Here is a 25884-nt window from a genome sequence, read left to right on the forward strand (position 1 = left end):
TTCAGTGCTATTGATACCAATTACAACTGAGCTTCTTTTCTACCATCCAAATCGATTTGCTCCAAATTTAAAGCTGAGTAAACTTGGAGCGCATCAGCTTTACAGTGAAGATAGAACTCTACATCATCTACAAATCCCCATAAAGCACTCTTGAATTCTGCATAGTAAATAATTCTTACTTTCACTAAGTATCGCTGAATCGATAGATCAGGAGATAAAAATGGAATCTGAAAAAATTCAAAACCAACAGGAGCCAGATTATAAAGTCTTGTTAGCCAAGGCAAAGCTTGCTTTAAAAGCTGAATATCAGAGATCAGCTGCTTTAATCTCACAACTGCAAGCCATAAAAACTCAGTTAGAGCAAGTTCAGGCTGAAAACAAAATTTTGAGAGAAAGTGCTGATGAAGAGGTAATTAAGCACTTTGAAGCACGCGCCCAAGCAGCGGAAGCACGAGCGCTAAAAACCGCAGTACGCCAAAACTTCCTTGAAGCTAATGGTTGCAAAGATGAGGAGAGCTTTGACACTCTCTGGGACAGCATTAAGAATAAAATTCAGATCAAAGACGGTGAAGCGAGAATTGTTTCTCAAAATGGCACTCCTAAATTCACCTTAAATGGCACAATGATGACTCTGAAGGATTTTGTTCAATCTCTTAAAGAAGATCCTAACTCTAGAAAATTTTTCTTGAGCTAGACTGCCTGAGAAACTTCTTGCTTCAATCAGCATCTGATTTATACTACGGGCTTTAAAGGAATCTTGGCTCTTTTGGTAATTTAATTACATCAAAGAGCCTATAATACCAATTTGAAAAAAGAATGTGAAAAATAGACCATTTGTAGAGACGCGATTCATCGCGTCTTCACCCAAGGATGTGTTGCAATCATTAATTGAGTTGGTATTAGTATTTCGCAGAGTTCCTCAATGATTACATACAGCTGGTACAAGGTTCTAAACCCTACACCAGCTGTGAAACTAATAAATCATCTTGTGAATTGCTGCATCTACTACGTGAATTAAGGCACTTCAATCGGGATCAGAGCATTTTCTGGTAAATAGTTGGCAAAACGCCCTTCATCTGCCTGTACCAAAATCAGGCGCAGCGGATAATCTGGTGGAACTTGTAAATCTGCCCAGGGTACTGCCAACTCTAAACAATTATTTAAAGCTACTTGAGCGCGGCTGGTACGGGGATGCCATTGATGATTTTCTCCAGCTTCCCGAAAATAAATCGATTGCGTCAGCAAATTAATTTCTAGAAGATGATGAAAAAGGTAATTAAGTGGGGCTGTATCTGGCACATCTGCTAGCGGGACTGGGCTATTGTGCATAGTTTTTTCGGGATAGAACCAGAGCAAATTCAACTCTGCTGGCAAATCCCGCCCTGGTGTTACACCACTTTTAAAATCCACCCTTAAATAGAAATTCAAGTGATCCACGCCATACCAAAGTCGCTGGATGACACTGCTGTTGTGCATTGTTCCCCGCGCCCCACCGATTTCGATACGTCCAGCTTTGTCCCAATCCTGTTCATCACCCCTACCATCGATGACGGGATGAATAAATCCTCCTGGGCTATGGTCTGTCCGTGCTTGATGAACCTCCACTGGATGCTTGAGATACGACGGGACAGGTTCATTTAAAGCCTTGTAGATACCAAACAAGTGTTCCCGGAACAATTGGTCAAAGATGGCATCCTGATTTGAGGAATGTCCTTCGCCAAACCACCAAAACCAGTCGGAACCCTCGGCGGCATATAAAGCTTCCCAAGCTTCAGGGTTGTTATCTTCGGTAGCTTCGGAATGATTTGCCAACAGATTCCTGGCTTGTGTCAGGTAATCCCAAGCCCGATTTTTGGCGGGGTCGCCTATCCATGTGGTAAAACTACCATCTACCCAAGAACCGCTATGTAGTTGCTCTTGGCGGATAGTGGCTGTGGCGGGAAATTTTTCGAGAAATTCGGAGACAGTGACGAGTTTGAGGTGGGGTTCATCGCTCAAGCTTTGATACAAAGCTTCTAAGAAGGGTTTGCCGTCTTGAGGATAAAATTCCCAACAATTTTCTCCATCCAAAGCGATGGTAACTAACCAAGGTTGTTCGCTGGGGTTGTTTCTTTGCATTCGCGCGATCGCTTGCAGGTGTCCAACTAAGTCTGCGGCTGCTTGCTTGGCTGGCATTGCACTGTAGGTAAAGCCAATTAAATCAGATAGTCTATGATCGCGAAATACAATTGACAAGTCACCTGCTGGGGTTTGTAGGCGGTAAGGTTGGTATAGCAATTCTGGCTGCTGCACATTCCCTGCGCCATCCCGATGAAAAAAGTGTTTCAGTGTCCATCCTAAGACGGCTTCATCTGAGCAAATCCACTTAAATCCTTGATTAATAATGTGTGGAAGTATCTCTGGACTTACTGACTGTTCAGAAGGCCACAGCCCACGAGGAATCTGCCCAAAACGGTCTTTATATAAGTTCCAAGCTTTTTGCAGGTGGCGAGGAATATCTTCTGCCCACTGAAACCGTTGCTCAGGCAGTATCATATTTGGCACTGCTACCCGACCAGAGTTTGTATCAGCCAGCAAAGGTAAAATTGGGTGAGTGTAGGGCGTGGTAGTTACTTCTAGTTGTCCCGCCTCTTGCATTTTCCGGTGTTGCGGAATGATGCGGCTAAGAATTTCTCGCTGTTTGGAGTATATACGCTGGCGATCGCTTAAAGTAAAATTTCGACCTTGTTTTAACCAAGCGGCAATTTCTGGATCATCCCAAAATAACGGATCGATCCAAGCCAGATTGTGCCAAGCCAATAAATCACCATAGTCTGACAATTCCCAATTTGCTAAACACCAAGCCTGCCCTTTTTCCTGCCTTTGCTGATACAACTGGGCATATCGGGGGTGGGGGTCAATCAGAGTGTGGTGATTGGCATCAAAAAAATGTTGGATAATAAATTCCCGTTGTTGCTGATTAAGTTGTTCAACGGGCGTCAAGCTGGCTGTGAGATAAGGGTCTAAAGCAGTACCAGCAATGTAATCTTCGAGTTGTAATATCAAGGATGGTACCAGATTCACCGTTTGGTGTAACTTAGGATACCGTTCTAAAATTAATATCAAATCCAAATAATCTTTCGTGCCATGCAAACGTACCCAAGGTAGACGGTACTGCTGACTAGAAGATAGCGAAACGCCGCTGCCAGGAGATTTGTACAGCGGCTGATGTTGATGCCAGATAAAGGCGACGTAGAGTGGATGGGACATAGTAATCGCGAGGAGTAAGGAGTAAGGAGCAAGGAGTTAACTCATAACTCCTAACTTCTAACTCCTAACTTTTACACGACTTGCTCTACTTCTGCAATTTCAGGAATCATTTCCCGTAAGCGGCGCTCAATACCCATTCTTAGAGTCATTGTCGAGCTGGGGCAAGAACCACAAGCACCTTGCAACCGCAGTTTGACAATAGGCCCATCGAGTTCTACGACCTCTACATTGCCGCCATCAGACATGAGATAAGGGCGCATTTCATCTAAGACTGTTTCAACGTTATCAATTGTTAGTTCCATAGTTTTAGACCTTGCTAAGTTAATCCTGATAGGGCATTGGGCATGGGGCATAATAGCGCATGGGGAATAGCGCATCATCTCTGAGCCTTATCCACATACTCATTATCCATTACCCAAAATTTTATTTTCGTGCTTTATTAAATTGATCCTAGATCCAATTGTCCTTAGTTTGTGAGTTATCAGGTGTCCTTTGCCGTATGTCTTTTGTTGCAAACCAATGACTAATGACTAAACCACTGCTGGTTTGAGCAACTTAATATTAGAGTAGCTGAATTCAGTTATCGAAGGATTTCCATCTAGATGCTCTTGCACGACCTGTTTGGTCATTAGATAATAATCACCAAATTTCTCATAAGTATCTTCAAATTTCAGGATGCTGCTGATTTCATTAGTTTTTGAGTTACGGAAAACCGCATCGTAGCGACTCGCAATATAGCCAGAACCTGTATCGAAGCTTTTATGGGTATCAATGACAAAAGCCATGCGACCCATCATGCGGCTAACTTGGCAAATTTCCTTGCCTCGAATTTTATAACTAGAACCCATCGAGTCACCTTTGACCAAAACTTCCACCGCACCAGTGCTATCTGTCTCGCCCAGAGTAAACTCATGCTTGCCATGTGACTGCTCAAAACTAGAGCGTTTGCGATGGGTGACTATATCTCGTAATTGGGTATAGATTCCTTCTTCCACCTGTTCATCTGCAACACCAGTAACTTCTACACTCAAATCGCTGTTAATGCGAATTGTACCTGTGTAGACTTCCGCAGTCTGTACCAGTTGCACATCTGCACTATAACCAGGAAAGTTTTCGTCCCAAGTGTAACGACTTTCGTAAGCGGTTTGGAATAAAACGCTTGCTGTTGTTTGCTCTGTCATATAAGCACTTTGACTTCACTTTTATCAGTTTAATCTACAGACGTAGATTAATACTCAGAGCAGAGAAGAGGGGAAAACAATTCAAAATTCAAAATTAGCTTCTAGCAAATATTCTGATTGCTGGCTATATGCAAATTCATTAATTGAGAACAGCTTAGAGAAACTTGTAATTCTTAACTCAACACTATGTATCAGCATCCAAGGCTATTGGTTGAGTCGCTGTCAGTCGATGAAACTATAACTGGTTGTTGATATAGTGGCACTGTGAATGTCACCGTTGAGCCAAGCCCTTCGCCCAAACTGTAAAAATGTACTTCACCGCCCATTGCTTCTACTAGCTTCTGGGATATTGCTAGCCCTAAACCTGTGCCGCCATACTGACGGGTGCGGGAGCCATCAACTTGAGAAAATAATTGAAACAGTTTATCTTGTTTGTCTAAAGAAACACCGATACCAGTGTCTGCTACGCGCACTCTCACCATGCCAGGGAATTGCTGGTCTTGAGGTTTTGTCTTTGCCTTTTTGAGTACTAAATCGGCGCTGACAGTTACACCACCTTCATGAGTGAATTTGATGGCGTTGCCGACTAAATTAAGCATGACTTGCAGCAAACGTTGGTAGTTGCTTTGGACAATAATCTCATCGGAGGTAGCAGGCATTTGCATTTGGAAACTGAGGTTTCTCATCTCCGCTTGGGGGCGCATAAAATTTTCGACATCATTGAATAACTCATCCAACTTGACAGGAGCGCAACTTAGCTCCATTTTACCTGCTTCGATTTTGGCAATATCTAAGATGTCATTAATGATATTTAGCAGGTGTATTGATAATTGGTGAGCTTCTACCAGAAATTGGTTTTGTTCTTCTGGGTCATCTGCCATGCCCTCTAAAATCAGCTTCAAAAAACCAATCATGCCGTTGAGAGGGGTGCGAATTTCATGAGATACATTGGCGAGAAATTCGCTTTTGAGGCGGGAGGCTTCTTCGGCTTTTTGACGGGCTGCTTCTAATTCTTTGTATAAGGTAGCATGAGCGATCGCTGTTCCCAACTGATCTGCTGCTTCTTTTGCTAATTCCAGTTCCGCTTCTGTCAACGGATAGCATTTATCTTGTAGATTCAAAGCTACTAATCCATTAGCTTGATCTTGATAACAAGTCGCAACTACTAAAACTTTATGCTGCTGAAACTCAGTATCTCCAGGAACCTCCATGACAATTGGTTCCTGAGTTGCCAATGCTTTAGCAAAGGCAGGCTCAGAAGTTATATCTATATCTACACCCAGCATTGATCTCAGTTGTGGCTGGCGATACTCTGCAATCACCTGCACTTTTAAGCAAGAAGGCTGGTAAGGACAGATGATGCAACGTTCCAGCCGCAATGCTTTTCCTAAACTGTCAACTGTTTGCTGCCAAATAATATCTAGATCCAATGTCCGCCGAATATTTCTGGTGATTCTATTGACTAGTTTTTGGTGTTGCTGTGAACGTAAAGCCAACTCTTTTTGTGTGGGAGTTTTTAATGCTACATTTGCCCGTTTTTTGTTGACTTTAACTTGCAGTAAGCGTCCCATTACCAAAACTGTAGTGGCAGCACTTCCCAATTTCGGCATAATTGGACTAATCACCAACTCCAACTCAAATAACTCTTGATGGCAGCTAAACCAACATTGAAACTTTTCTGGCACCAAATTTGACAAAACTCGCTGCAACCGTTTCAAATAACTAACCTTATCCACTGGGGCAAAGGTTTCAACTTCGTTTAGCTCATCAACTATCTTCTCAGTATTTAACCCCAGGCGATCGCTTTGCTGCCAATAAAAGGTCAGGTAGCGCCCTGTCCCATCTTGCGTATATGCCAACTCTGCACCTAGAGTTGGTAATAAGCCATCAGTCTTGCTAGTAATAGATTCCTGATTTTGGGAAAATAGATTTGGCAATTGGGAGTTGGCAGTAATAGTCATTAATCGAGTTGGATAATCAAGTGGTATACCACCGTAATTTTACTAAAGCTGCTCAAATTTATGCATAAATTTTTACAGCTTTTGTATTTTGGATTGGGTATTTCTCGGTGTTCTAGAATCCAGATTGGCAATTCTTACTTTTCTGCTCTTTTGATTGACATTTGATTGATGTTGTCAATCATTCCATTCACCCCGCGGGGGAATTGGGGTACGTACAGGAGTACGTGTAAGTTCATCATCTCTGAGTATTTCGCCCCGCAACCACTGACGTATTGCTACTTCAATCACTTTACTGGGGTCATTCGTGAGATGCTGAATTTGCTCTAGTAACTCGGAGTCTAGGCGGACAGCAATTTCTACCTTATCGGTTCTTCTGTTTTCCGCTTCGGTAGCCTTTTCTTGCATATTCATGGGTTTACATACTCTGAATTTGTTTTGTCCAAAGCTTTGTAAAGCAGTTATACACCCAATTTGGGTTATTTCACTGAAAATCTTAAAGGCTATGGTTACATAGTTCCCTCAAGGAGTACTAAAGTAACAGCTTTAAGTTTCAAGTGGCAATTTTTATATAACTCGCAAGACAATAGCCCTAGAAGATTTGCCAGTAAATCAGTAGTTACGGGCAATTACGGGTTGTAATTGCTCCTGATCCCTACATGATCCCTACATGTACTTATTTATATTTATTGTACGCTTCAAGCTGATGAATACTAGCAGCCATAAATAGACTTTCATAATATTCTTAAAAGTCCACCTATTTCGATCAAAAGATAAAGATGGAGTGAAGAGGGGAGTGGGGAATTGGGGAGTGGGGGAGTGGGGAAGAGAAGGAGAATAAATACAGACAAATCACTTTTGACTTTTGACTCTTGACTCTTGACTCCTAACTAAGCACTAAAAGCTAGCAGCGTCTTGGCTAAGAAAGCATTAAAATACATTAAGTAAATAGCTCTTTTAACTTTGGTTGCTGCTAAGGCAAAGATAGTATATGACTGACGTTCCCGCAGTTCGCATTCGCAATTTTTGTATTATTGCTCACATCGACCACGGGAAATCAACCCTCGCCGATCGCTTGCTACAAGCCACTGGCACTGTTGACGAGCGGCAGATGAAGGAACAGTTTCTCGACAATATGGATCTGGAACGGGAGCGCGGCATTACGATTAAGCTGCAAGCTGCCCGGATGAACTATACAGCAAAAGATGGTCAGCAGTATGTGCTGAACTTGATTGATACTCCGGGTCATGTAGACTTTTCTTATGAGGTGTCACGCAGCCTTGTTGCTTGTGAAGGAGCGCTATTGGTAGTAGATGCGTCCCAAGGTGTGGAGGCGCAAACTTTGGCAAATGTATATTTAGCCTTAGAGAATAACCTGGAAATTATCCCGGTTTTGAATAAAATCGATTTGCCTGGGGCAGAACCAGAACGGGTAATTGGCGAGATTGAAGAAATTATCGGTCTAGATTGCAGTGGTGCAATTCTTGCCTCTGCTAAAGAAGGAATTGGTATTAATGAGATTTTAGAAGCAGTTGTTGAGCGGATACCGCCACCGCCCAATACGATAAATGAACGTTTACGGGCGTTGATTTTTGATAGCTATTACGACAGTTACCGGGGAGTAATTGTATATTTCCGGGTGATGGATGGCACGTTAAAAAAAGGCGATCGCATCCATTTAATGGCATCTGGTAAAGAATTTGAAATTGATGAGTTAGGCGTTCTTTCTCCCACTCAAAAGCAAGTTGATGAACTCCATGCTGGGGAAGTAGGCTATTTGGGAGCGGCAATTAAAGCTGTAGCTGATGCACGTGTAGGAGACACAATTACCCTCAGTAAGGCGAAAGCGGAAGCACCCTTGCCAGGTTATGCAGAAGCTAACCCGATGGTTTTTTGCGGGATGTTCCCCATTGATGCTGACCAATTTGAAGATTTGCGGGAAGCCTTAGAAAAGCTCGAACTCAACGACGCAGCACTACACTACGAACCAGAAACTTCTAGCGCGATGGGGTTTGGTTTCCGTTGCGGGTTCTTGGGTTTGCTGCACATGGAAATTGTCCAGGAACGTTTAGAGCGAGAGTATAACCTAGATTTAATCATTACAGCCCCCTCGGTGGTTTATAAGGTGATCACCCTCAAAGGTGAGGAACTCTATATCGATAATCCCAGCCGTTTACCTTCTCCCAACGATCGTGAAAAAATTGAAGAACCCTACGTCCAAGTAGAGATGATTACGCCGGAAACTTATGTTGGCAGCTTGATGGAGTTGTCACAAAATCGTCGTGGTATCTTCAAGGATATGAAATATCTCGCCCAAGGACGTACTACACTCACTTACGAATTACCCTTGGCAGAGGTAGTCACCGACTTTTTTGACCAAATGAAGTCGCGATCGCGCGGTTACGCCAGTATGGAATATCACATCATCGGCTACCGTGAAAATCCTTTGGTAAAGCTGGATATCATGATTAACGGCGATCCTGTGGATTCCTTGGCGATGATTGTACATCGGGATAAAGCTTACAACGTCGGGCGAGCAATGGCGGAAAAACTCAAGGAACTAATTCCCCGCCATCAATTCAAAGTGCCAATTCAAGCATCTATTGGCAGTAAAGTTATCGCCAGCGAACACATCCCCGCTTTGCGAAAAGACGTGCTTGCTAAATGCTACGGTGGTGATATTAGCCGCAAGAAAAAACTTTTGCAGAAACAAGCAAAAGGTAAAAAGCGGATGAAATCTGTGGGTACTGTGGACGTACCGCAGGAAGCTTTTATGGCTGTACTGCGCTTGGATCAAAGCTAATTTGGTAGACAATTACAGCATCGTTTGAGGCATCATAACCCAACAGTACTAAGATACTTGTTGGGTTTTGCTAATTTTTTAACTTAACACTATTGACCTGATAGCGAATTAAGGAACAAGTAAGAGGAATCTGAGAAGGGTAATACCAATTTCAAAAAAGAATGTGACAAGTAGACCATCTGTAGAGACGCGATTCATCGCGTCTTCACCCAAGGATGTGTTGCAATCATTAATTGAATTGGTATAAATTCCTCATTTTTGCTTCATTTGTTTTAAAAGGGCAACATTTCTTGGTTACAGCCGTCTTTTCTAGATAGGCTGTACTTTTCGCTTGGGCAAATAGGGAGATGGATTTACAGTTTTTCCCTAAGAGTGAAAACAGATTAAGCGCTTCTATGCACAGCTAACAGAAGCTAGACAACCATTAAAAGAGTTAAAAGGGGGTGACAGACTTCCTTTAAATTTGGCTTTTATAGGGTAATCTTTTTAGATGTTTCATAAGGTCTTTGCTGATTTCTCCAACCTTGATAACCTGTAATCAGCTTTATCAAAAAAGTGTTAAAAAATTCAAACATTATTTTAGTATATATACTCACTGCAACTGTCAGAGTTGTATTTTTAGATAAATGTAGTTTTTTAAATATTTGTAAAGCATCAGGGGGTTTAATAAATGAAGATACTGGTACTAAGTTGGGAATTTCCACCAAGGATAGTTGGGGGAATTGCGCGTCATGTAGCGGAGTTGTATCCGGAGCTGGTTAAGCTAGGACATGAAATCCACCTGATTACAGCGGAATTTGGTCAAGCTTCGATGTATGAAGTTGTTGAGGGAATAAAAGTACATCGAGTACCAGTGTCTCATAGTAATGACTTTTTCCACTGGGTAGTCAATCTTAATCAGAGCATGGGGGATCACGGTGGGAAGTTAATTCTGGAGGAAGGGCCTTTTGATTTAATTCATGCTCATGATTGGTTAGTAGGAGATGCAGCGATCGCTCTCAAACATAACTTTAAAATCCCTCTAATTGCCACAATTCACGCTACTGAATACGGACGTTATAACGGCATTTACACAGAAACACAAAACTATATTAATGGTAAAGAAAATTTACTAGCTTACGATGCTTGGCGGATTATTGTTTGTAGTGACTATATGCAGCGGGAAGTAGAACGAGCATTACACAGTCATTGGAACAAAATTGATGTCATTTATAACGGTATTCGAGCCGAAAAGAAACAGCACCACGAAGATTTTCATGCGCTGGATTTTCGTCGCCAATTTGCCACAGACGATGAAAAAATAGTTTATTATCTCGGTCGCATGACCTATGAAAAGGGTGTACCTGTACTCCTGAATGCTGCACCTAAGATATTGGGAGAAATGGGAGGTAATGTTAAGTTTGTGATTGTTGGTGGTGGTAATACCGACCATCTCAAACGTCAAGCCTGGGATTTAGGAATTTGGCACAAATGTTATTTTACTGGCTTTCTCTCCGATGAATACTTAGATAAATTTCAAACCGTCGCTGACTGTGCCGTGTTTCCCAGTCTTTACGAACCCTTTGGGATTGTAGCTTTAGAAAGTTTTGCTTCTCGTGTACCAGTGGTAGTTTCAAATACTGGCGGTTTTCCAGAAGTGGTGCAACATAATAAAACAGGCATTGTTACCTGGGTGAACAATCCTGATTCCCTGGCTTGGGGGATTTTAGAAGTGTTGAGAAATCCAGGATATCGGCAATGGCTGGTGGATAATGCTTATAACGATTTAGAGCGACGCTTCAGCTGGCCGAAATTAGCCAAGCAAACAGAAAAAGTTTATCAGCGAGTTGTACAAGAGCGATCGCAAGTTGTTTGGTGATAAATGATAACCCCGGTATTTGGAAGATGCCGGGATTTTGGCACAAATCAAGTGAAGAAATATAAATTTATTTTTACACTTGCATAAATCCTTAATAAACCTTTGATAGATATACAAAAGGCGCTGCTTAAAAAACCTCAGCAGTGCAGATTTATGCTGATTTCGGATGCTATTTTGCAATTCCGGTCAACAGTAAAAAAATTAATTTAGCAAGGATTACTATATGAAACTGCTACCTTTGGATAAACTAGGAGCTAGAGAAGCCAATGGTGTTGTTGATTTTGGAGTATTTCTTCCTTGGGTGTCTAAAAATGATGGTAATCGGTTATGGGTTAAAGTTATCCATGAACAAGATCAATTCTTACAAGACATTCAACCATTAGAATTTGAACTAGAACATTCTATAGATACAGAATATGGTGATTATTGGTCAACGCAAATAAACATCAATACTCAATCAAAACCCCGCCAAAACTCTGCATGGGGACAGCCAGGAAGATATGTTTACCGCTATTTTTTACGTAATCCCAATAAGGGAGAAATAGATTGGATTATTGACCCCTTCGCTAGAGAATTTGGTGTAGGGAAATTATCCGCTTTCACATTAGGATATCAACCATATCAATGGAGTCAGCAAGAAATTAACTGGAAAACTCCAGACTTAAAAAATCTGGTAATGTACGAATTAATGATTGCTGAGTTTGGTGTAGATGTCGACAAAACCATTGATAAACTTAACTATCTAACAGATTTAGGAGTTAATTGTATTGAAATTATGCCCCTTTCTAACGTAGGCTTAACAGTAGATTGGGGCTTTTTACCAATTGGCTACTTTGGTGTAGATGAGCGATTTGGCAAAAGAAAAGATTTACAGAAGCTAATTGACGCAGCACATCAAAACAATATTGCTGTGATTGTAGATTCTGTTTATGGTCACACCAGTGATAGTTTTCCCTATTCTTATCTGTACAGAAAGTTAGAATATCGCGATAACCCTTTTATGGGGTCATTTGCTAAAGATTATTTTGGCGAAAGCACAGACTACAAACGTAAGTTTACCCAAGACTTTTTCTACACAGTGAACTATCACTGGTTAGATGTTTATCATGTTGACGGCTTCCGTTATGACTGCGTACCTAACTATTGGGATGGGTCTACAGGAGTTGGTTACGCTAATTTAGTTTTTAACACTTACAACACCGTCAAAGACAAAAAAACTGCTGGTGAATACTGGGGAAGATTTTTTGACAATAACACAATCAACTTGATTCAGTGTGCTGAGCAATTAGAAGGGCCAAGAGAGATTTTGGAACAGACTTATACCAATAGTACTTGGCAAAATGAAACGTTGGATGCTGCTAAAAAGGTAGCTGCTGGTAGTCGAGGTGATTTAGCTAATCTCGGCTTTAAATTAGGTCTAGATAATTATCCAGAAGAGATTACTAATGATGGTAACAAAATTGCCAAGACAGCACTGCAATATATAGAAACTCACGACCATTCCCGCTTTGTTTGTAACTTTGGTGCGATCGCACGCGACAATGATTTATTACAAGAGGGTAATCGCGAACTGTGGTACAAAGTCCAGCCTTACCTAATTGGGATTTTGACTGCTAAAGGTGTTCCCTTGCTTTGGCAAGGTCAAGAATTTGGCGAAAATTATTACCTTCCTGAACAAGGTTTTGGACGCGTGATGTTGCTGCGGCCTGTGCGTTGGGATTATGTTTATGATCTAATTGGTAAAAATGTACTTGCCTTAGTACGGAAGTTGATTAAACTACGCCGTCAACAACCCCAATTTACACAAGGCGAACACTTCTTTTACAATAATTACGATCGCTACCACTCAAAAAATGTCCTGCTATTCTCGCGCAAATACGCCAACAAGTTCAGCTTAGTAGCACTCAACTTTGGCGATAGTGATCAAAGTGTCCCCTTCTGGTTCCCTATTGGTGGCGATTATCAGGAAGAATTGAATGGGGAAAATAATTTAATTGGCGTTCCCAGTAATTCAGAATATTGGGTAAATATTCCTTCTAACTACGGAAGAATTTGGACGGTGACAATTAATTCGTAATTCGTAATGACGCTGGTTCGCGCAGCGTGCCGTAGGCAAGACTCGCTAACGCTACGCTAACGTAATTCGTAATTATGTAGAGACCTGCTGTTTGAAGCGTCTCTACATAAAGTTTCTGGTTTTTTCTATAGTCCAATACGCTTGGCTAAGGAAGTCGACACTCAGACTTCTCTGTGTCTGAACTAACCGAAAATCAACATTTTTAACCCGCGTAGGCGGGTTTTGTTTGTGTAGCCGCGACTTCCGGTCGCCTTTAGGAAAATTGGTATAACGCAAAGAATTAATGATTACCATGCATTATTTGGGATTAAAAAACAGTACAAAGGCTGTACGCTGGAAATTTCACCTTTACTGGGCGAAAGTTAAGTTAATACGCTTTTAAGTTGCACATTTTTTCGTTAAGACTGTCCTTTGTCCTTTGTAAATACGAATGACCAATGACTAATGACCCTCCGGGTGAGTGCAAAGCGCACGCCAGTTGTTCATTTTGGAAATCAAAAAGACCACACTGGCTCACCAATAACGAGTAAATATGCAGTTAAAGTGCGTAACAGCTTAAGTTGCTTAGCACCAGAAGTTTAATATGACAAGGACTTTCCCAAATATAGCAAAGTACTTGAAGAGAGCAGGAATCAAGTTGTTGAAGATGGGAACCTCCTTTATAACCCGTTTGATAGCTAACTTGAAACGCTACTTGCTGGGCGATACTGCTGATGTCCGTTCCTCCTCAGTCAGTCCAGCCCCCTCCTTAGCAGGCCCAGTCCTGTGTTTGGGTGGAGGTGGGCCCGATGTAGATGAGGCTATCCAGTGGATGATTAACCAAGTTAAACGAGGTAATAACTACGCCGCCAAAGTTAATGTTGTAGTAATCCGCACTTATGGTAACCATGATTACAATCGGCTAATTTCTGATATGAAGGGCGTCAACTATGTAGAGACCCTAATTATTAGCAATAGACAAGAAGCAAACAAAGCTGAAATTGTTGAGAAAATCAGAAATGCTGATGTGATTTTCTTTGCCGGCGGCGACCAATGTGAATACACTCGTAGTTGGAAAGATACCAAATTAGAGGCTGCTGTCAAGTCAGTTTATATGAAGGGTGGTGGCATTGGTGGCACTAGTGCGGGTGCGATGATTCAAAGTGAATTTGTTTACGATGCTTGTGCTTCTTCCGAAATCGGCATTGAAACTAGAGACGCACTCGAAGATCCCTACCGAGATATTACCTTTACTTACAACTTTTTCAAATGGAGTAATCTAAAGGGAACTATCGTAGATACGCACTTTGACAGCCGTAAAAGAATGGGTCGAATTATGGCTTTTATTGCTCGTCAGATTAAAGATGGTATATCTAAAAGTGCTTTAGGTATAGCCATTAGTGAGGAGACATCGGTTGTTATTGATAGAAACGGTCTAGCAAAAGTTATGGGTAGAGGTGCGGCGTACTTTGTACTTGGAGATCATAAGCCAGAAGTATGCGAACCTCGAACTCCTCTAACCTTTTCCGACTACAAAATTTGGAGAGTTCCTCGTGGTGACACCTTCAATTTGAGAAACAGACCAACATCAGGATACTATCTCAGGAGCGTGAAGCGGGGAAAATTTAATTCAGATCCGTATTGAGTAGAGACACGATTAATTGCGTCTGTACAGTAGCCAAAAGTGATTGGTCTGTATTTATTTCCCTCTGCTCCTCCCCTTCTACACCAGGGTTGCTTGCTTACGTAAACTTTGAATTGTGGCGATCGCATTTTTTGCCACTTGCTCAATTTCTTCTTGAGTATTAAATCGTCCAATGCCAAATCGTACCGAGGCATACGCTAGCTGTTCGGAATGTCCCAGTGCTGTCAGAACATGAGAGGGTGCAGTAGTCGCCGATGAGCAAGCAGAACCAGAAGACACCGCCATCACTGGTTGTAATCCTAGTAAAAGTGCAGCTCCATCTACCCCCTCAACACTGATATTTAAGTTTCCTGCTAATCGCTGGGTGGAATGTCCGTTGAGGTGAATTCCTTCGAGTTGCGAAAGTTGTTCCCACAATTTTTGTCTGAGTTCGGTAAGGCGCTGATTTTCTGTTGCTTGTTCTGCCAAAGCTATTTCTACAGCTTTGCCAAAGCCGACAATTTGGGGTGTATACAAAGTACCAGAACGCATCCCCCGCTCGTGTCCACCACCGTGTTGCTGAGGTGCAAGTTGGACTCTGGGATTGCGCCTGCGGACGTATAATGCCCCAATGCCCTTTGGCCCGTAGGCTTTGTGCGCGGTTAGCGACATCAAATCAATTTTCATCGCCTGCACATCAAGGGGAATTTTACCAATAGCTTGGGCTGCATCGCTGTGGAATATGATATTGCGATCGCGGCACATTTCCCCAATTTCTGCCAATGGCTGCAACACACCAATTTCGTTATTTGCAGCCATCACCGATACCAAAATTGTCTCTGGACGGAAAGCTTTTTCTAACTCAGTTAAATCAACCAGTCCATCTTTTTTAACTGGAAGAATAGTAATTTCAAAACCGAGAGTTTTTAAATATTTGCAAGGGTCAAGAACTGCGCTATGTTCTGTAGCAATAGTAATAATATGCTGACCTTTTTGAAAATAAGCTTCAGCAACACCTTTAATAGCTAAATTATTTGCTTCTGTTGCACCGCTAGTAAAAATAATTTCTTCTGGTGTGGTGTTGATTGCTGTTGCTAATATTTCTCGCGTTTGTTTGACAGCAGCTTCTGCTTCCCAGCCATAAACATGACCAATACTGGATGGATTGCCAAAGTGTTCTGTGAAGTAGGGTAGCATTGCTGCCAGTACCCGTTCATCTACAGGCGTGGTGGCGTGGCAATCGAGATAAATAGGGCGAATAGACATAAATTAACTTAAAATTTGACTCAAGTTTTTTAATATACTTAGAACCTGATGTAATTCATTTTTTCGTTTCAACAGTGTAAATTGGTCAGATAGAGCATACTTTTGCTGATTTTCTTGGGTAAGTTTCAGGAAAATAAAATCACTACCATTTGTTACTAATCCAAACGCAGGTTTATTTTGAGTAGGATTAGCTAGCATATAAACCAGTGCTTGAGGCACGGCTTCTAAAAGAGAAAAACTAGACCTTTTAGATTCAATCACTAACAACCAAAATTGTTCTTGAATAACTAAAATATCAATTCTACCTCTAATAATTTCTCCTTCATCCTCCGCAGAAATTTCTATTGATTGCTCACCTCTAATATAAAAAGGCTCATCATAAAATCCAGCTAAGTTAAGTAAAGGAGATAAAACTACTAATTTTACAATTTCTTCTGACAATGGGGGACGTTTGACTAAACGGAGAAAATGAAGTTTTACTCTGTCTAAATCTTGCTTTTCTAAATCTGTAATTTCTGGTAACCTTTCAAGCCATTCTGTAAAGAATACCTCTTCTTCAGCTAGTTGTAGACCAAATCTTTCTTCCAGATATGCAAGTCCAATATTTTGGGCTTGGATAAATTGAACCATAGTTAATTCTAAACTTGCAAGAAGCCTAATTCTTTACTTCAATCATAGCGCGAGCAGTTTATAAATCTATTTCACTAGAGTTATAAATATCCTCGAGTGACTCTTTATTTATCCAAATAGGTTTTAGCTGCTCATGCCGGACTTGATGGGGCTGCTAATTCTTGGAGTTTAGCTAACACTGACTGAGCATGACCTTTAGTTTTTACATTTGGCCAAGCATAAGCAATAATTCTATCAGGTGAAATCAAGAAGGTTGACCGAACTACACCCATATATTCTTTACCCATAAACTTTTTTAAGCGCCAAGCGCCGTAAGATTCTATGAGTTCATGTTCTGGGTCACTTAAGAGAGTGATAGATAAGTTATGTTTGCTGATAAATTTACAATGGGATTTACCCGAATCTGGACTAACGCCTAAAATTTTCGCTCCTAGTGCGCTGAAGTCTTGATATAAGTCAGTAAAATCTTTTGCTTCGGTGGTGCAACCTGGGGTGTCATCTTTGGGGTAAAAATAGAGGATAATCCATTGACCGCTCAAATTATCTAGGCTGACTAGGTTGTCATTTTGGTCAGGAATGGAGAAATCAGGTGCTGGTTGCCCTGCTTGGGGAATGTTGCTCATGATTAAGACTGTGAGAAATTGCGATGCCTTTAAATTCTACCCAGATTAAGCGATCACATAAAACTTCAAGCGCCCAGATTCATAGAATCTGAGCGCTTGAATATTAGGTTGCAGAGAAACTTCTGCTAAGTTGTGGAATTAAACAGGCATCATTTCCATAGCTCTGCAAGCTTCTGCACACTTGCGGCAAGCGGCAGCGCATTCCATCATTTTCGGATCATCGTTCATGTTTTCGCAAGCCATTGCACAGCGATCGCACATTTCCGCGCAAAGCATACAAGTGCGTCCCATAAACTCAGAACCACCCATCATCATGTTCATACACATCATGCACATTTCAGCGCAGTCACGCATCATGCTCATCATGCTCATCATACCCATGTCCATTTGCTTACCAGCTTTGCTCATGCAGTAAGTCATGGTTTCCATGCACATTTTGTGACATTCCATGCAAGCATCCATGCAAGTTTGCATTTCGTCAGTCATGGTTTCGGTCATCATCATCATCATAAGAAATATCTCCTGATTTGTTGATGCATAGGTAGCGTCCTTTAAAGGACTACTTTTAACAGTAATCCTATCTTTTTAAGGAGTCAATAGGGTTTTTTGTGCCGAAAGTTATAAGTCTACTATCCCGATATAATTACCGGAAATTTGGATAAATTCTACAGAAGCTTAGTGCTGTTTTTCTGAATATTCTTACCAACTAAGGGATAGAAACTCCCCTAATCGAGTAGAGATTTGTCAAGCTTGTCTACTTTTAACTTAGAGATGAGAATTTAGAGCTATATTTCTGTAGGTCTATTGTCTAGTTTTTTTGATAAATCCTGTAGAAAAAGATTTATGAACTTCTATTAAGGCATAAGTTATTAACTTCTATTAACTACAATATAGATACCCATCAAGATAGTAAGCGTAAGCTACGCAAACACAATGCCGGATGAAAATGTCTATTTTCCATGCCCAATTTTCAAGCCAAAGCATTTTCTAAATCAGCTTGTAAATCCAGCGGATGCTCAATTCCTACAGAAAGACGAATTAAATTATCTTTAATGCCGCGTTTAAGTCGTTCAGCTTCTGGTATTGAGCCATGAGTCATTTTTGCAGGATAGCAAAGCAGTGATTCCACCCCGCCTAAACTTTCAGCCAGCAAAAATAACTTGAGTCGCGAAGCGAATTTTTCAACTTCAGCAAAACCACCTTTTAATTCCAAACTAATCATCCCCCCAAAGCCAGACATTTGCTCTTTAGCTAGTTGATGTTGTTCATGGCTAGGCAAACCAGGATAATAAATTCGCTCGACTTTGGGATGCTTTTCTAAAAATTTAGCTAAGAATAAAGCATTTTTTTCGTGTTCTCGCATTCTTATAGCCAAGGTTTTAATACCCCGCAAGACTAACCAGCTATCAAAAGGACTTGGAACTGCCCCGATCGCATTTTGATAAAACTTCAGTTCGGTGTAGAGTTGTTCGTTAGAAGTGATAACTGCGCCACCAATAACGTCGCTGTGTCCTCCTAGATATTTAGTAGTACTGTGAACTACAATATCTGCACCTAATTCTAGTGGTCTTTGAAAATAAGGACTGACAAAGGTATTATCTACAACTAGAATGAGATTGTTTTTATGAGCAATATTTGCCAGTACTGTAATATCAACAATTTTTAACAATGGGTTGGTGGGGGTTTCAATCCAAATTAACTTGGTATTGGGCTGAATAAAAGTTTCAAAGTCAGTGATGTTATCAATATCTACATAGGTAGTTGTCACACCCCAATTTTTCACAACTCTTTCTAACAAACGATAAGTACCGCCATATAAATCATCACCCGCAAGAATATGATCACCACTTTTGAGTAAACTTAATACAGTGGTAGTGGCAGCTAACCCAGAGGCAAACGCCAAACCAAATTTACCATTTTCAAGTGAAGCGAGAGATTCTTCTAAAGCATTACGGGTTGGGTTTCCAGTACGAGAATATTCATATCCTTTGTGTTTTCCTATCGCTTCTTGCTCATAGGTGGAAGTCAAATATATGGGGACAATTACAGCGCCAGTCTGGGGATCTGGTTGTTGCCCTTCATGAATTGCTCTAGTTTCAAATTCCATTGTTTTCTCTTGCTTCTTCTTGGGTTTGACTAATCCAATATCTAATTAAGTCGGCTCTAGTAATTAAGCCAATAGGGACATCATGCCGCTTAATAATAATTCCTGTAGTTCCTGATAAAAGCACTCGATAAGCTTCAGAAACATCAACATCTTCATCAAGAATTGGCAGCGGTTTACCCATAACTGCGGAAACTTCTTGGTTAGAAAAATTGATGCCATCATGAAGGCACTTCATTAAAGATGCTTCATTCAAGCTTCCTACTACATGATTGTTATCAATCACTGGTAACTGTGAAATATTTAGCTTTTGTAGGTAGTTTGTAGCTTTGCTCAAGGTATCGCGGGGACTCACAGCAACTAAAGAAGGGAAATCAGTTTTTTGCGCTAATATTTCGCCAATTTTTATAGCTATGACTGTTTTACCTTCCCAAAATCCATTTTCCTGCATCCAGACATCAGAATAGATTTTGTTTATGTAGTTTCTGCCTGTATCTGGTAATAGCACTACAATATACTTCGGTTCTGATAATCGAGCTGCATACTTGAGCGCGGCGGCTACTGCTGTACCACAGGAACCTCCTACTAGTAAACCTTCCTCTCGTGCTAAGCGACGAGCCATATTAAAAGATTCTTTATCGCTAACGCGAATCATTTCATCGACTAGTTGGCGATTAAAAGTTTTGGGAATAAAGTCTTCGCCAATTCCTTCAACTTTGTAAGATTTAGGAGTATCGCCGGAAAGAATTGAACCCTCTGGATCTGCACCAACAATTACTATATTTGGATTTTGCTCTTTAAGATATTTGGCAACTCCTGAAATTGTGCCGCCTGTTCCCATACCAGCAACAAAAACATCAACTTTACCATTACTATCTGACCAAATTTCTGGCCCAGTAGTTAAGTAGTGCGCTAGAGGATTATTTGGATTTTCAAATTGATTTGGTCTGTATGCTCCTGGGATTTCTTTGGCTAGTCTTTCGGCTACACCGTTATAACTGTCTGGCGAGTCAGGTGCTACAGATGTGGGAGTAACAACTACTTCTGCACCATAAGCTTTGAGCAAGTTGATTTTATCTTGGCTCATTTTATCGGGCATGACGAAGATGCAGCGATATTTTTTTACGGCTGCAATTAGTGCGAGTCCTACACCAGTGTTACCTGCGGTGGCTTCAATAATAGTGCCGCCTGGTTGCAGTTGACCTGTTTTTTCGGCGGCTTCAATCATGGTGAGAGCAATTCTATCTTTGGTACTCCCGCCAGGATTAAGATATTCGACTTTGGTAAAGATAGGAGAGTGAATGTCTTGTGTGATTGTGTTAAGTCTGACTAATGGAGTTCTACCAATTGCTTGCAAAATGTTGTCGTAAGTTGCCATTGTTGCTCCTTGTCAGTAAGGGGAAATATAGTGTTATGGGTTTTTCATGTTAGATAAGTTGGGATGATGTTTCACGCAGAGGCGCAGAGAGCGCAGAGAGAAGATTTGCTGTTAGGATGTTGATTGTAATGTGGATGTTAATTTAAGCAATTTGTTGCTAGCTGCTTGCAATGTTTCGGGTTTTTTGCTGAAGCAGAAGCGGATTAGTGAATGCCCTTTTTCTGGTTGGCTAAAAAAGCTGGAACCGGGAACTACAGCTACACCAATATTTTTGATTAGGTGGTAGGCAAATTCAATATCGGTTTTGTAGCCAAATTTGGAAATATCGGCTAGGACGTAATAGGCTCCTTTAGGGAGAAAGTAGGGAATTCCGACTTGCTCCAGAATCTGCACTATGCTGTCTCGCTTGCCTTGGTAGAGTTTGGCTAAGTCTTCATAGTAGGATGTTGGCAGTTGCATGGCGGCGACTCCAGCGCGTTGTAATGGTGCGGGAGCGCCAACGGTCAAAAAGTCATGGACTTTACGAATGGCTCCTGTTAGTTTGGGGTTTGCAAGAATGTAGCCAACTCGCCATCCGGTGACGCTGTAAGTTTTAGATAGTCCGTTAATGGTAACGGTGCGTTCTTCCATGCCAGGAAGGGTTGCTAGTGCAATATGTTGTGTACCGTCATAGAGAATGTGTTCGTAAATTTCGTCTGTGAAGGCTAGTACATCCCACTGCTGACAAAGTTCGGCAATTAAGGTGAGTTCTTCACGGGTGAAGACTTTGCCTGTGGGATTGTGGGGTGTGTTAATAATAATGGCTTTGGTGTTGGCGTTGAAAGCTTGACGCAACTGTGTTTCATCAAATGTCCAATCGGGAGGATGCAGTGTGACGTAGCGGGGTGTAGCACCAGCTAAAATTGCATCTGGGCCGTAGTTTTCGTAATATGGCTCAAATACAATTACTTCATCACCTGGATCGACTGTTGCCAGCATTACAGATGCCATTGCTTCTGTAGAACCACAAGTGACTGTGATTTGGGTTTCGGGGTCAATATCTAAGCCAAGATACCAACGGACTTTATTGGCGATCACATGACGAAATGGGCGATCGCCCCAAGTAATTGCATACTGGTTAACATCTGCCTCAATTGCTGCATAGGCTGCCTGTTTCAACTCTGGTGGACAAGGAAAATCAGGAAACCCCTGCGCCAAGTTCACTGCATCATATTGCAGTGCTACCCGTGTCATTTCTCGAATCACGGACTCTGTGAACTGGTCTGCCTTCGCTGATATTTTTTTACGCTGAATCTCACTCACCGGCTCTCTCCGTTCATCTATTGCAGTTATGCAAGAATTTCTGTAATCCTGATAATAACCATAATATCGATAGAATTGCCGTAGTATACTCTAATTTCAGATTTGGAGTTAAGACTAGGGAAGTTAGGGAGATACAGAGACGTAAGGAGAATAAGCAATGCCCAATCGCCAGTCCCTTTCACCTATATACTTAATTATTGAGAGTAATAGTCAATTATTTAAGGTACTAATCCAGAATCATCATGAAATCTTTGCACCGTCCTGACCTATATAGCTGGTCTAGTTTCAATCCTGCAAGAAATATAGATTTCAATGGATATGCCTGGATTCGTCCAGATGGCAACATCTTGATTGACCCAGTAGCTTTATCAAACCATGATTGGAATCATCTGCAATCCCTCGGTGGTGTAGTTTGGATTGTACTGACTAACTCCGAGCATATCAGGGCTAGTAAAGAAATTGCCGATCAAACTTATGCCAAGATAGCTGGCCCTGTGGCAGAAAAAGACTCTTTCCCCATATTTTGCGATCGCTGGCTTGCGGATGGGGATGAGTTAGTACCTGGATTGAAGGTGATTGAACTCCAAGGTTCCAAAACTCCCGGTGAACTGGCATTATTGCTAGAGGAAACTACCTTGATTACAGGGGATTTAGTCCGCGCACGTAAAGCAGGTAGCTTAACGATTTTGCCAGATGACAAGCTGCTGAATCGAAAAGAGGCGGTTGCTTCTGTGCAGAGGTTAGCAGAACTGAGTCAGGTAGAAGCTGTGTTGGTGGGAGATGGCTGGCCAGTCTTTCGAGATGGCCGCGATCGCTTAAAGGAACTTGTAGCAACACTGTGATTGATTAAGGAATTTGGCAAGTGCGATCGCCTAAGTTTCTACAGCTAGAAAATGGGGCGATCGCTATTTCACTTCTCAAACAATCGCTGTTTTTAAGTTTTAGTCAAAAGCTATTCGTACTAAATTATTAATTTTAAAATATTCCTAATGAATTAGATAGCCAACTTCTCAAACAAATAGGCTCTCTTTAGCTTCAAATTATTATAAATAAGATGAGCTTACTATAAGCTATCAGTTTTTGCAATATTATTTGTACACTACTTAGTTATGACTTTAGTCATACTAAAATTATGACTTTTTTCCACTACTGATTTTTAATTTAACGTTTTAAACTTGAGTCAACACAGCAATCCTATTTAGTTGTAAAACAAGCAATTCCTCTTATATTATTACGAAAAATTTCCTTAATCAGGAAGGAAAACTATTGGCGCAGAAGACCTTATTATGAACGGTAAGGTTGCGACTTTAAGAGAATATAAGGAGAAATGGTCACAAATTATTTAGGAAAGTTGTCACAAACAAACCAAACATAAATAAGTAAGAGAATTAATCATGAAACCTATCTTCGTTGGCATTTTACTTGCTTTACCACTTGCATTTACCTCATTATCATCACAAGCATCGGCAGCAGAGGTTATTGTCAGACCTACGGCTCATAGACCCATTGTTGTAGCCAGATCGCATTGGAAAACGGTTTATGTTAAGGGGCATTGGGAAACAATACGCGGTCGTCGGCACTGGGTTCCTGCTCGCACTGTGCGTGTACGTGTAAGAGGTTAATTATTATCTTATTCGCTGTATTTAGCACTGCTATTACAATAGGATGTAGCTAAATTCTAGATACAATTTTGGAAAGATTAGGCAATATAGCGATTCTCATTTGAATGAGGTACACAGTAGAGGCGCACAGATATGTGCCTCTACTGTGTTTATCTGTAGTTAAGGATTTTTTCTGTAGTTGAACCATGTAGAAACCATTATATTTATATATTGCTTGGCTGGGTTTCCATTCATCAACTAGTTGATTTCTCAGTTAATAATTTAAATTTACAACGTGATATAGTAATGCTAAATCAACATTAGTTAACGAGTTGAATAGTGCAGAGTAATCCCACTTATGTATATTTAAAGTAAGAAATAAGAATCCTATTGGTTGAAAACAATTTCCTTCTTAGTGAGTTAAGCATGAATATATATCAAAAACCACTATTCTTTCAAAAGATTTTTGTATTTATCATTGCAACACTTTTAACCACAGCTTGCAGTTCAATTCAAGCAATAGAAAAAAATAGACCTCAACAAAAAATATTAAATGGTGATAATTATGGAAAGCTAACTAATCAAGGTCGCTTACGCACCTACTATTTTTATGTTCCAAAAAATTATAATAAAAACCATTCGATGCCTTTAGTTTTAGTATTTCATGGAGATGCTGGGACTGGACATTCAATAAGTAATGTAACTCGCTTTAACAGTTTGGCGGAGAAAAAAAAGTTTATTGTTGTTTATCCAGATGGAATTGACAAAAAATGGAACCTTAGAGGAAATCCTAGAGGCAGGATAGATGATGTATTATTTGTCAGTGCTTTAATTGATCATTTGAAGCAGCAAATAAATATTAACCAGCATAAAGTTTATGCTACTGGCTTCTCTAAAGGGGGAATCCTTACCCAAGCTTTAGCTTGTAAGTTACCTGATAAAATTGCCGCTTTCGCATCAGTAGCTGGCTCTCTTCCAGTTAGACTCAAAGGTAATTGCCAACCTCAGACTCCTATATCAATGCTGATGATCAACGGTACAAAAGATCGTGATGTACTTTATGAAGGTGATGATCACACACAACGAGGAGCGCTAATTTCTATTTCAGACATGGTAAGCTTTTGGCGATCGCACGATAAATGTAGCGCATCAGCTAAATCTCCACAAGCTCATGGCACTAGCCTCAGCAAAAACTCTCAAGTCAAAACTTCTTGGTACTCACATTGTCAAGGTAACTCAGAAGTTGTGCAGCTAGCCGTGGTCAACGGTGGACATTTTTGGCCTGGTGGCACTTCAACAGATCCGAGTATAAATAAGTTCAACGCCAAGTTGAAATTGAACGCCAGTCAGACAATTTGGGACTTTTTTCAACGCCATACTTTGTCTTAGAGGGGTGGGGACTGGGCATTGGGCATTGGGCATTGTGAGTGCTGAGTCAAGAGTAAGATTATTTCTCCCCCTGCTCCCTGCTCCCTTGCCCCCCTGCCCCTCTGCCTCCTGTTATGCAGGAGTAAACTTCAGTGAGACACCATTCATACAGTAGCGTTCGCCAGTGGGTGCAGGGCCGTCGTTAAACACATGACCGAGATGTCCACCACAGCGACTACAATGTACTTCTGTTCTGCTCATAAAAAACGACTTATCTACAGTAGTTGCGATCGCGCCTTCAATGGGCTTAAAAAAGCTAGGCCAGCCAGTACCACTATTAAATTTGGTGTCAGATGTAAACAAAGGCTGTCCACACCCAGCGCATAGAAAAGTACCTGGATTATATTCCTTATCTAGTGGGCTGGTATGAGCGCGCTCTGTACCATGTTTACGCAATACCCGAAACTGTTCTGGTGTCAGAATTGTCTGCCACTCTTCTTCAGGTTTAGTAATTTCAAATTTCTCGTTAGAAGTTGTCATGTCTTCTGAACCCCAATTGATATAACGTGATAACAATGCTGTGCCAACTATTACTGCACTAGCTTCTAAAAAATAACGTTTGTCCATAATCTATTATTTTCTATTTTCACTGTAGCTGAATACGGAAACCCCCCACTTTAGCCTTCGGATTTTGCTTTGCAGTAAAAGTTATAAAATGATTCTGGAACTGGTAAGACAGCACAAATTATACCAATTTTCCCAAAAAATCTACATATTCAACCCTCTAAACCTAAATTTAGTCTCACTTTGTGATATTAGCCGCGATCGCTGTCGTAGGTTTGGGAATTTTTTAGTTTTTTGTACCTGAAACAAAAACAGGAGT

At 41.0% G+C, this 25884-nt stretch carries 22 protein-coding genes and 1 pseudogene; 9 read left to right on the forward strand and 14 right to left on the reverse strand.

What is annotated here, in order from left to right; genetic code table 11:
- Positions 1-20: 20 nt before the first annotated feature.
- A pseudogene (locus WKK05_RS26835) lies at positions 21-164 on the reverse strand (DUF1499 domain-containing protein); the annotation flags it as partial.
- 56 nt (positions 165-220) lie between these two features.
- Between WKK05_RS26835 and WKK05_RS26840 the strand changes: the two are divergent.
- Positions 221-694 carry a hypothetical protein gene (locus WKK05_RS26840; protein WP_341526082.1) on the forward strand — a complete coding sequence of 158 codons (474 nt, stop codon included), beginning with the start codon at positions 221-223 and terminating at the stop codon, positions 692-694.
- 320 nt (positions 695-1014) lie between these two features.
- On the opposite strand, the gene WKK05_RS26845 is transcribed toward WKK05_RS26840, so the two are convergent.
- From WKK05_RS26845 to WKK05_RS26865, 5 genes are all read right to left on the reverse strand, one after another.
- Entirely contained in the window at positions 1015-3249 is a 2235-nt protein-coding gene (locus WKK05_RS26845) for a glycoside hydrolase (RefSeq protein ID WP_341526083.1), read from the reverse strand.
- 71 nt (positions 3250-3320) lie between these two features.
- Positions 3321-3551, reverse strand: coding sequence for a NifU family protein (locus WKK05_RS26850; RefSeq protein WP_341526084.1), 231 nt, complete (start codon positions 3549-3551; stop codon positions 3321-3323).
- Between the two features lie 228 nt (positions 3552-3779).
- Complete coding sequence (locus WKK05_RS26855; RefSeq protein ID WP_341526085.1) at positions 3780-4430, reverse strand: DUF3386 domain-containing protein; 651 nt, start codon at positions 4428-4430, stop codon at positions 3780-3782.
- Positions 4431-4621: 191 nt separating this feature from the next.
- Entirely contained in the window at positions 4622-6391 is a 1770-nt protein-coding gene (locus WKK05_RS26860) for an ATP-binding protein (protein WP_341526086.1), read from the reverse strand.
- Positions 6392-6565: 174 nt separating this feature from the next.
- Positions 6566-6802, reverse strand: a complete 237-nt coding sequence (locus WKK05_RS26865) for a hypothetical protein (protein ID WP_341526087.1) — start codon at positions 6800-6802, stop codon at positions 6566-6568.
- A gap of 577 nt (positions 6803-7379) precedes the next feature.
- Between WKK05_RS26865 and lepA the strand changes: the two genes are divergently transcribed.
- The 5 genes from lepA (at position 7380) to WKK05_RS26890 (ending at position 14750) form a co-directional block, all read left to right on the forward strand.
- Positions 7380-9191 (forward strand): translation elongation factor 4, encoded by a 1812-nt coding sequence (gene lepA, locus WKK05_RS26870; protein WP_341526088.1) that lies wholly within the window; start codon positions 7380-7382, stop codon positions 9189-9191.
- Positions 9192-9861: 670 nt separating this feature from the next.
- Positions 9862-11049 carry a glycosyltransferase family 4 protein gene (locus WKK05_RS26875; protein ID WP_341526089.1) on the forward strand — a complete coding sequence of 396 codons (1188 nt, stop codon included), beginning with the start codon at positions 9862-9864 and terminating at the stop codon, positions 11047-11049.
- 223 nt (positions 11050-11272) lie between these two features.
- Positions 11273-13126 carry an alpha-amylase family glycosyl hydrolase gene (locus tag WKK05_RS26880; protein ID WP_341526090.1) on the forward strand — a complete coding sequence of 618 codons (1854 nt, stop codon included), beginning with the start codon at positions 11273-11275 and terminating at the stop codon, positions 13124-13126.
- A 444-nt stretch (positions 13127-13570) separates the two neighbouring features.
- Complete coding sequence (locus tag WKK05_RS26885) at positions 13571-13708, forward strand: hypothetical protein (RefSeq protein WP_341526091.1); 138 nt, start codon at positions 13571-13573, stop codon at positions 13706-13708.
- A gap of 1 nt (position 13709) precedes the next feature.
- A complete protein-coding gene (locus WKK05_RS26890) occupies positions 13710-14750 on the forward strand; it encodes a Type 1 glutamine amidotransferase-like domain-containing protein (protein WP_341526092.1) in 1041 nt (346 codons plus the stop codon).
- A 78-nt stretch (positions 14751-14828) separates the two neighbouring features.
- Here the strand turns inward: WKK05_RS26890 and WKK05_RS26895 are convergent, their stop codons facing one another.
- The 7 genes from WKK05_RS26895 to WKK05_RS26925 all read right to left on the reverse strand — a co-directional run bounded on the left by WKK05_RS26895 (position 14829) and on the right by WKK05_RS26925 (position 22032).
- A complete protein-coding gene (locus WKK05_RS26895; protein WP_341526093.1) occupies positions 14829-15995 on the reverse strand; it encodes an IscS subfamily cysteine desulfurase in 1167 nt (388 codons plus the stop codon).
- Between the two features lie 3 nt (positions 15996-15998).
- Positions 15999-16625, reverse strand: coding sequence for a type I restriction endonuclease (locus tag WKK05_RS26900; protein WP_341526094.1), 627 nt, complete (start codon positions 16623-16625; stop codon positions 15999-16001).
- A gap of 131 nt (positions 16626-16756) precedes the next feature.
- Positions 16757-17248: a thioredoxin-dependent thiol peroxidase gene (bcp, locus tag WKK05_RS26905; protein WP_341526095.1), complete on the reverse strand. Its 492-nt coding sequence runs from the start codon at positions 17246-17248 to the stop codon at positions 16757-16759.
- Between the two features lie 138 nt (positions 17249-17386).
- Positions 17387-17758 (reverse strand): four-helix bundle copper-binding protein, encoded by a 372-nt coding sequence (locus WKK05_RS26910; protein WP_341526096.1) that lies wholly within the window; start codon positions 17756-17758, stop codon positions 17387-17389.
- A gap of 460 nt (positions 17759-18218) precedes the next feature.
- Positions 18219-19355, reverse strand: a complete 1137-nt coding sequence (locus WKK05_RS26915; RefSeq protein ID WP_341526097.1) for a cystathionine gamma-synthase — start codon at positions 19353-19355, stop codon at positions 18219-18221.
- The gene (locus WKK05_RS26920; RefSeq protein WP_341526098.1) at positions 19345-20730 is read right to left on the reverse strand and encodes a cystathionine beta-synthase; all 1386 of its coding nucleotides are present in this window, start codon (positions 20728-20730) and stop codon (positions 19345-19347) included. Before WKK05_RS26920 ends, WKK05_RS26915 begins: the two co-directional genes overlap by 11 nt.
- 111 nt (positions 20731-20841) lie before the next feature.
- Positions 20842-22032 (reverse strand): aminotransferase class I/II-fold pyridoxal phosphate-dependent enzyme, encoded by a 1191-nt coding sequence (locus tag WKK05_RS26925; protein WP_341526099.1) that lies wholly within the window; start codon positions 22030-22032, stop codon positions 20842-20844.
- 242 nt (positions 22033-22274) lie between these two features.
- Here WKK05_RS26925 and WKK05_RS26930 point away from each other — a divergent pair, with 242 nt between their 5' ends.
- The 3 genes from WKK05_RS26930 to WKK05_RS26940 all read left to right on the forward strand — a co-directional run bounded on the left by WKK05_RS26930 (position 22275) and on the right by WKK05_RS26940 (position 25022).
- Positions 22275-22874, forward strand: coding sequence for an MBL fold metallo-hydrolase (locus WKK05_RS26930; RefSeq protein ID WP_341526100.1), 600 nt, complete (start codon positions 22275-22277; stop codon positions 22872-22874).
- Positions 22875-23426: 552 nt separating this feature from the next.
- The gene (locus WKK05_RS26935) at positions 23427-23654 is read left to right on the forward strand and encodes a hypothetical protein (protein ID WP_341526101.1); all 228 of its coding nucleotides are present in this window, start codon (positions 23427-23429) and stop codon (positions 23652-23654) included.
- 405 nt (positions 23655-24059) lie between these two features.
- Positions 24060-25022, forward strand: a complete 963-nt coding sequence (locus WKK05_RS26940; RefSeq protein WP_341526102.1) for a PHB depolymerase family esterase — start codon at positions 24060-24062, stop codon at positions 25020-25022.
- Between the two features lie 111 nt (positions 25023-25133).
- Here WKK05_RS26940 and msrB read toward each other — a convergent pair whose 3' ends face one another.
- Entirely contained in the window at positions 25134-25628 is a 495-nt protein-coding gene (gene msrB / locus WKK05_RS26945) for a peptide-methionine (R)-S-oxide reductase MsrB (RefSeq protein WP_341526103.1), read from the reverse strand.
- Positions 25629-25884: the final 256 nt, after the last annotated feature.

This window comes from Nostoc sp. UHCC 0302, assembly GCF_038096175.1.
Classification (GTDB): domain Bacteria; phylum Cyanobacteriota; class Cyanobacteriia; order Cyanobacteriales; family Nostocaceae; genus UHCC-0302.